Consider the following 7736-nt stretch of genomic DNA (forward strand, 5'->3'; position numbering starts at 1 on the left):
GGACGCTTCCTTCGGTCCTGTTTCACCAGGCCCTCCGGGCGCTTCCCTTCGGTTTTTCTTGCCTTTCGGCGTTTCCAACTCTACCAGATCCTTTTCCCGCCTCCCGGTCACCCGGGATTCGGACTTTTCAGATCCGGCGGCCAGTTGGACCGGCCTTTCGCCTTTCGGCTGCTCCGACTTTATCAGAAGCATTTCGGCTGAGCGAATCAGCGTTCGTGATCCAGATAAGGAGTCGATTGGCTCCGCAGAAATTCAATTTCCGCCAGGAGCAAGAGAGATACTAACTGGTTGCCCGCGACTGTGTCCAGTCCGAGGCAACCGTTTGAATCTACCTCCCCACGCACCCCGTGTCAACGGTTTTTGTGGGCGAGGAGGAGACTAGCAGCTCAGCGGGGCCCGATGCACATCGAGGCACGGGGCCGGCGATCAAGGGAAGACCGAGGGGGGCGTCTCCAGGTCCTCCAGCTCAATGCCGGGGGCCGCGAGGACCACGTCGCCGGCGATGTGGACCGTGTGCTGTTCACCCGTGTCCAGGGCGCTGACCTGGTACTCGTCCACGGTCAGGGGGCCGTTGTCAGTGGTGTGCGCTTCACTCTTCAGCAAGGCCCAGGACTGGTCGACCGTCCGGGGCGCGAGGACAGGATCCGTGAAGGCGACGAGACGGACGCGTGTCGTCGGGGAACCGGGGGTGAGGCGCAGCAGGCGGGCCGTCGCGATCAGGAACGCGGGGGATGTGCCGGTGAAGGCGTGGGCGCGGACATTGCCTTCAGTGGCGTGGACCCCGGTGGGATCGGTGCGGACCCAGGTGACGCCGTCGATGGCGGCGCCCCGGATCTGCCAGTTCGCGGCGTGCGCTTCGAGGCGGATGGGGCGGCCGAGGTCGTCGAGGGCGAGGTCGACGGAGCCGGCGTGATCGCCGGAGGGGGTGGTGATCCGGGAGACGTAGCGCCAGCCGGAGGGGCCGGGGGCGCACTGGAAGTGTTCTTCGCCGAGGGGGGTGTGATCGTGCGGATCATGGAGCGAATAGCGGCCACGGGGCATGGGGCGTGGTTCCTGTGCGATGGGGCCCGGGGGTGATCGGAGCCGGTGCGACGGATGTGCGCCGGGGTGGCCGGGCCGGTGGGGGTGACACGGGACAGGCCCCCGTCACGGGGGTGCGGGGGCCTGTCCTTCAGTCGGTCGCCGTCGATCGGTCGATCAGTGGCGGGAGGTGATCAGTAGCGGTAGTGGTCCGGCTTGTAGGGGCCCTCGACCTGGACGCCGATGTAGGCGGCCTGCTCCGGACGGAGGGTGGTCAGCTTGACGCCGAGCGCGTCGAGGTGGAGCCGGGCGACCTTCTCGTCCAGGTGCTTGGGGAGGACGTAGACGTCGGTCGGGTACTCCTCGGGCTTGGTGAACAGCTCGATCTGCGCCAGCGTCTGGTCGGCGAAGCTGTTCGACATCACGAAGGAGGGGTGACCGGTCGCGTTGCCGAGGTTCAGCAGGCGGCCCTCGGAGAGCACGATGAGGACCTTGCCGTCGGGGAAGGTCCAGGTGTGGACCTGCGGCTTGACCTCGTCCTTCACGATGCCGGGGAGCTGCGCCAGGCCGGCCATGTCGATCTCGTTGTCGAAGTGGCCGATGTTCCCCACGATGGCCTGGTGCTTCATCTTGGCCATGTCGGCGGCCATGATGATGTCCTTGTTGCCGGTGGTCGTGATGAAGATGTCGGCCTTGTCGACGACCTCGTCCAGGGTGGTGACCTGGTAGCCGTCCATCGCCGCCTGGAGGGCGCAGATCGGGTCCACCTCGGTGACGATCACACGGGCGCCCTGGCCGCGCAGGGACTCCGCGCAGCCCTTGCCGACGTCACCGTAGCCGCAGATCACGGCGACCTTGCCGCCGATCAGTACATCGGTGGCGCGGTTGATGCCGTCGACCAGGGAGTGGCGGCAGCCGTACTTGTTGTCGAACTTGGACTTGGTGACGGCGTCATTGACGTTGATCGCCGGGAAGAGGAGGGTGCCGTCGCGGTGCATCTCGTAGAGCCGGTGCACACCGGTCGTGGTCTCCTCCGTGACACCGCGGATCTCGGACGCCAGGCGGGTCCACTTCTGCGGGTTCTCGGTGAGGGTGCGGTTCAGCAGGCGGAGGATGTAGCTGTACTCCTCGCTGTCCGCGGTGGCGGGGTCCGGGGCTTCTCCGGCCTTCTCGAACTCGACACCCTTGTGGACGAGGAGGGTGGCGTCACCACCGTCGTCGAGGATCATGTTGGGGCCGCCGGTGGGCGAGTTCGGCCAGGTGAGGGCCTGCTCGGTGCACCACCAGTACTCCTCCAGCGTCTCGCCCTTCCAGGCGAAGACCGGGACGCCCCGGGGGTTGTCCGGGGTGCCGTCCGGGCCGACCGCGATGGCCGCGGCGGCGTGGTCCTGGGTGGAGAAGATGTTGCAGGAGGCCCAGCGGACCTCGGCGCCGAGGGCGACCAGGGTCTCGATGAGCACGGCGGTCTGGACCGTCATGTGCAGGGAGCCGGTGACCCGGGCGCCGGCGAGCGGCTGGCTCTCGGCGTACTCCTTGCGGATGGACATCAGGCCGGGCATCTCGTGCTCGGCGAGGGTGATCTCCTTGCGGCCGAAGGCGGCGAGGGAGAGGTCGGCGACCTTGAAGTCCTGGCCGGCGGCGACAGTCGTCATGTCGGGCTGCTCCTCGTAATGAGGTCGAGGGTGTACGGATGGCTCTGCGGCGGTGGGCACAGCGGTGCCCCGGCCCCCATGCGGATACCCGGGGACCCCACGCGCAGCGCAGTCCGTCGGAGGCCCTCTCTCCCCTCGGCCGGCCCTGTCCGGACCGCCCGACTGCCATCAGCAGCGACGCCTGACTCTGGTCACGAATCTACACCGATGGGGGCGGTCGGCCACAGCCCGCCCGGGGGCCGGATCCGGAAGGAGCCGGTGGCCCGGGTCGGCGGGGCGGCCGGTGGGGCGTGGTCGGAGCGGGGGTCACCTGGGGTTTTGGGAGCGAGCGGGTGAGAGGGAGTGATCAGTGGGGTGAGGTGGGGTCGTCGGGCGCTTTGGCGGGGTTGGTCCCGGCCGCGGCGGCCGGGGCGCTGTAGACGTCCGGCTCCAGATAGATGACGCGGGCGATCGGGCAGGCGGCGCGGACGCGCTCCTCGGCGGCGTTGATGGACGCGGCGACCTCGGGGGCGGTGTCGTCGTTCGGGACGGCGATCTTCGCGGCGACGAGCAGTTCCTCGGGGCCGAGGTGGAGGGTGCGCATATGGATGATCCGGGTCACGCGTTCGCCGTCGACCAGCGCCTCCTCGATCCGACGGAGATCGTCGGCGCCGGCGGACTCGCCGAGCAGGAGGGACTTGGTCTCGGCGGCCAGGACGAGGGCGATGAGGATGAGGAGGACGCCGATGCAGAGGGTGCCGATGCCGTCCCAGACACCGTTCCCGGTGGCCAGGGCGATGCTAACGCCCGCGAGTGCGAGGAAGAGGCCGACGAGGGCGCCCAGGTCTTCGAGGAGGACGACCGGGAGTTCCGGTGCCTTGGCCCGGCGGACGAACTCCTTCCACGAGAGGGTGCCGCGGACCTGGTTGGACTCCTTGATCGCCGTACGGAAGGAGATGGTCTCGGCGATGATCGCGAAGATCAGGACCCCGACCGGCCAGTACCACGCCTCGATGGGATGGGGGTGCTTGATCTTCTCGTAGCCCTCGTAGATCGCGAACATGCCGCCGACGGAGAAGAGGACGATGGAGACGAGGAACGCGTAGATATAGCGCTCGCGGCCGTAGCCGAAGGGGTGCTGGGGGGTGGCCTCGCGGCGGGCGCGGCGGCCCCCGAGGAGCAGCAGGCCCTGGTTGCCGGAGTCCGCGAGCGAGTGGACGCTCTCGGCGAGCATCGAGGACGAGCCGCTGAAGACGAAGGCCACGAATTTGGCCACCGCGATCGCGAGGTTGGCGACGAGTGCCGCGACGATCGCCTTGGTTCCGCCTGACGCGCTCATGTGTGCCGGATGTCCCTTCGTCGGGTCGCGTACGCGCGCACGCGCGCAATGCACCCGGATGCCGGGCCGTGCGGGCGGCGACGGCCCCGACGCCGTCGCCCCGGCCGGTCCCGCCCCGGGACGGCCCGGTGGACGCGGGCCCCCGGTGGAGATGGAGCCGTCGCCCGTCCGGGCGGGCGCCATTGTGGCAGGGGCCGGAGGCGGTGGGCGGTCAGATGGCGACGGCGGCGCGGAAAAGGGTGGCGGAGTCGGTGCAGACGGCGCTGACCTGCGTGTTCTCGTCGCTGGGTACGAACACGGATTCGCCGGGTCCGAGTGTCAGTTCGCCTGCCGTGACCCGGCCGGCGGTGCAGAGCAGGATCTGCGGGCCGGGGGCGGTGAGGTCGAGCGGTGTGGCACCGGGGGCGAGGAGACAGCGGGAGAGGCGGAACTCGTCGATGGGGATCTCGTAGACCTCCTCGCCGTCCCCCGACGCCTCGGGGCGGAGGATGCCCGGGTCCCCGGCGGCGAAGTGGACGACGCGCAGCAGCTCGGGCACGTCGACGTGCTTGGGGGTGAGGCCGCAGCGCAGCACGTTGTCGGAGGTCGCCATGATCTCCACTCCGAGGCCGCCGATATAGGCGTGGGGGACGCCGGCCCCCAGGTAGAGGGCCTCACCCGGCTGGAGCCGGACATGGTTGAGCAGCATCGCCGCGAGGACGCCCGGGTCGCCGGGGAAGTGGTGGGCGAGCAGGGCGTACGGGGCGTAGGGGCCGCCCAGCCGGTCGGCGGCGGCGGTCGCCTCCGTGACGGTCGCCGCGATCGAGTCGGGATCGGCGGTGAGGATCGCGGTGAGGACCTCGCGCAGGGCGGCCTCCTCGGGGCGGGCGCGCAGGAGGTCCGCGTACGGCTTGAGGGAGTCGACACCGAGCCCGGCGAGGAGATCGGCCGTGGCGGGCGCGGAGCGGAAGCCGCACAGCCCCTCGAAGGGGGTGAGGGCGCAGATCAGCTCCGGCTTGTGGTTGGTGTCCCGGTAGTTGCGGTGCGGGGCGTCGACGGGGATGCCCGCGCGCTCCTCGGCGGCGTACCCCTCCCGGGCGCGGGCCAGGTCCGGGTGGACCTGGAGGGACAGCGGAGCCCCCGCCGCGAGGATCTTGAAGAGGAAGGGGAGGTGCGGGCCGAACTTCGCGACGGTCGCCGCGCCCAGTTCGCCTACCGGGTCGGCGGCGATGACCTCGTCGAGCCTGCCCCGGGCCAGCCGGGAGGGGGCGCCGGGGTGGGCTCCCATCCACATCTCGGCCTGGGGTTCGCCGGTGGGGGCGGTGCCCAGCAGGTCCGGGATGGCGGTGGTGGAGCCCCAGGCGTAGGGGCGCACGGTGTTGACGAGGCGGTCCATGGCTGCTTCCGAGTTCTTCCCGATGACGCGGGTGGGCGGACGGGGTGTCGTCACGGTAGCGCCGGCCGTGGGAAGGGCGGGTGGACGGGACATGAAGACACGCTGTGGTGGGGGTGGGGCAGGGCCGAACGGTTCCCGTGGCGGAGACCGAACGACTCCCGTTACAGGGGTCGACCGATTCCACTTACGGAGTGAATGATTCCAGTTCTGGGTTCCGGTTCCGGTTCAGGTTCAGCTTCCGGTTCCGGTTCAGGCGCGGCACGGGCCCCCTGACGGTCAGGAGGGCGTGGCCGGCGTGGCCAGGGCCAGATAGACGGCGGCGAAGTCGGTCACGGCGAGGAGTTCGGCGATCGACTCCAGCTCGGACCCTTCCTCCGGTTCGAGTTCGCTGATCGGAGTGTCATGACCGAGGGCCAGATCACGCGCGGCCGGCGCCGCCGACAGACCACCGGTCGGGCGGTCACGGAGCAGCACCACCCGGGCGCGCAGCGCCTGCTGCTCCTCGACCCGGTCGCGGAAGAAGTCCTCGGGATCCGCCCCCGCCGCGAGACCACCGACGAGGAGAACGCCATGCGCGGACAGGGCCTCGGGGAGTTCGGCGGCGAGCGCCGGCCGGCCCGCGACCTCCGCGAGCACCGCGGCGAACCGGCGGCCCACCGGGGCCGCGCCCCCGCCCTCCGTCCAGATCAGCGGGAGGCTGTCGGCCAGCTCGGCGGCGAGCATCTTCGCGGGGTTGCTGTACGTGGCGATCGCCGGGCCGCAGCGCTCGGCGGTCCGGTCCAGCCGGTCGGCGACCTTGGCCAGGGTCTCCGGAGGCGCTTCGAGGAGGCCGACCCGGTCGAGCAGCGCCAGCAGCGGGGTGAACAGGGCCCAGAGCGCGCCCGGGCTAGCGGCCGGAGTCTCCTCGTACGGCTCGTACGGGGCACTCGCCAGGGGCACGACGAGACCATGGCTGCCGTCGACGGCCTCGGCCAGCGGAGAGCGGCCCGGGGCGACCGCGGCCACGGTGCAACCCCGGCGGTACGCCTGCTCGGCGAGAAGGGCCAGACCCGGTTCGGAGCCGTCGGTCGTCACCACCAGGAGGAGGTCCAGCGAGCCCGCCCAGCCCGGGAGCGCCCAGCGCAGGGCGCCCGGCGCGGGGGCGACCCCGGTGGGAACGAGCCGGGTGACGGGGGCGCCGGCCCCCGCGAGCGCGCCGATCAGATCGGCGACACCGCCGGCGGCCGTGCCCGAGCCCGCGATCAGGATCGCCCGGGGGCGGCCGTCGGGCTTCAGCTCGGCGACACCCGCCTCGGCTGCGTGCCGCGCGGCGGTGCGGACGCGGGCGCCCGCCTCGGCGGCGCCCCGCAGCAGACCTCGGCGGTCGGCGCGGGCGAGGGCTTCCGGAGCGTCGAGGAGTGACTCGTCCAGCATGGGGTGGGGTCTCCGATCGCCGTGCGGTTCGCGGTACGTGCGGTCGTCGCGGTGCGTGCGGTCGTCGCGGTGCGGGTCGCGGTTCGTCGTGCGGGCGGTTCGCGGTACGGGCCCCGCGGTGCCTCGTCAGGCGGGGCGGCGGGCCTCGTCCACCAGCAGGACGGGGATGCCGTCGCGTACGGGGTAGGCGAGACCGCACTCCGTGCCGGTGCAGACCAGCTCCGGGGTCCCCGCGTCGCTCTCGTCGGTGAGGGGGGCGTGGCAGGCCGGGCAGGCGAGGATGTCGAGGAGGCCGGCTTCGATCGCCATGAGGTGGGGTCCTTCTGGGTGTGGGGTGGTGAAACGGGCGACGTCAGCGTACCGCCGGTGGGTGGGGTGGGGCTTGGTGTGCCCGCACCTCCGTGCGGGTCGGTGTCGGGGGCCGGCCCCCGAGCCTCTGCGCCTCAATCTCCCCCAGACTCCGTCCGGGGGGACCCCCAAGGGGCTTGTTTTGTGCGGGCCCGTGTCGGGGACCAGTCCCCGAACCCCTGCGCCTCAATCGCCGGCGGGGCTGGATTTTGCTCGGGTCGACGGCGGCGAGGCGAGTTTGTGCGGGTCGTCGGCGAGGCAGGTTTTGTGCGGGTCGACCCGGCCCGGGTCGGTGGTGCGGGTTGGCGGGGCCTCCGGGCTCACCTCCTCGGGGTCGGCGAGCGTACTCACCAGGTCCGGTGCGGGCGAGCCTCCGCCGATCCCCTGCGGGGGCGACCCTGCACCCCCGCCCTCGTCCCCGGCGCGGGCGGCCGGTACCCCGCGCCGGGGGAAAGAAGGGTGCGGGACCCCGTACCGACACGGGCAGACAGGGCCAGCCCCGGACGAGCGCGAGGAACCCGTATCGACGCGGGTGGGCAGGGCGGGACCCCGCACGAGCGCGACGTTCCCGTACCGACACGGCCCGGGCAGGGCGCGGCCCCGCACGAGC

General features: G+C 71.5%; 7 protein-coding genes. All 7 read right to left on the reverse strand.

The window, feature by feature from the left end; genetic code table 11:
* On the reverse strand, positions 1 to 192 hold a 192-nt coding region (locus SYYSPA8_RS37010), incomplete at its 3' end, for a hypothetical protein (RefSeq protein ID WP_323451875.1).
* 234 nt (positions 193 to 426) lie between these two features.
* Entirely contained in the window at positions 427 to 1041 is a 615-nt protein-coding gene (locus SYYSPA8_RS37015) for a hypothetical protein (RefSeq protein ID WP_323451876.1), read from the reverse strand.
* A gap of 173 nt (positions 1042 to 1214) precedes the next feature.
* On the reverse strand, positions 1215 to 2672 hold the full coding sequence (ahcY, locus tag SYYSPA8_RS37020; protein WP_323451877.1) for an adenosylhomocysteinase: 1458 nt from the start codon (positions 2670 to 2672) through the stop codon (positions 1215 to 1217).
* Positions 2673 to 3018: 346 nt separating this feature from the next.
* The gene (locus SYYSPA8_RS37025) at positions 3019 to 3990 is read right to left on the reverse strand and encodes a cation diffusion facilitator family transporter (protein WP_323451878.1); all 972 of its coding nucleotides are present in this window, start codon (positions 3988 to 3990) and stop codon (positions 3019 to 3021) included.
* Between the two features lie 211 nt (positions 3991 to 4201).
* Positions 4202 to 5365 carry a mannose-6-phosphate isomerase, class I gene (gene manA, locus SYYSPA8_RS37030; protein WP_323451881.1) on the reverse strand — a complete coding sequence of 388 codons (1164 nt, stop codon included), beginning with the start codon at positions 5363 to 5365 and terminating at the stop codon, positions 4202 to 4204.
* Between the two features lie 276 nt (positions 5366 to 5641).
* On the reverse strand, positions 5642 to 6778 hold the full coding sequence (locus SYYSPA8_RS37035) for an SIS domain-containing protein (RefSeq protein WP_323451879.1): 1137 nt from the start codon (positions 6776 to 6778) through the stop codon (positions 5642 to 5644).
* A gap of 126 nt (positions 6779 to 6904) precedes the next feature.
* The gene (locus SYYSPA8_RS37040; protein WP_323451880.1) at positions 6905 to 7087 is read right to left on the reverse strand and encodes a Trm112 family protein; all 183 of its coding nucleotides are present in this window, start codon (positions 7085 to 7087) and stop codon (positions 6905 to 6907) included.
* Positions 7088 to 7736 lie beyond the last annotated feature (649 nt).

Origin of the sequence: Streptomyces yaizuensis (assembly GCF_034961445.1) — a bacterium.
Lineage (GTDB): Bacteria > Actinomycetota > Actinomycetes > Streptomycetales > Streptomycetaceae > Streptomyces > Streptomyces yaizuensis.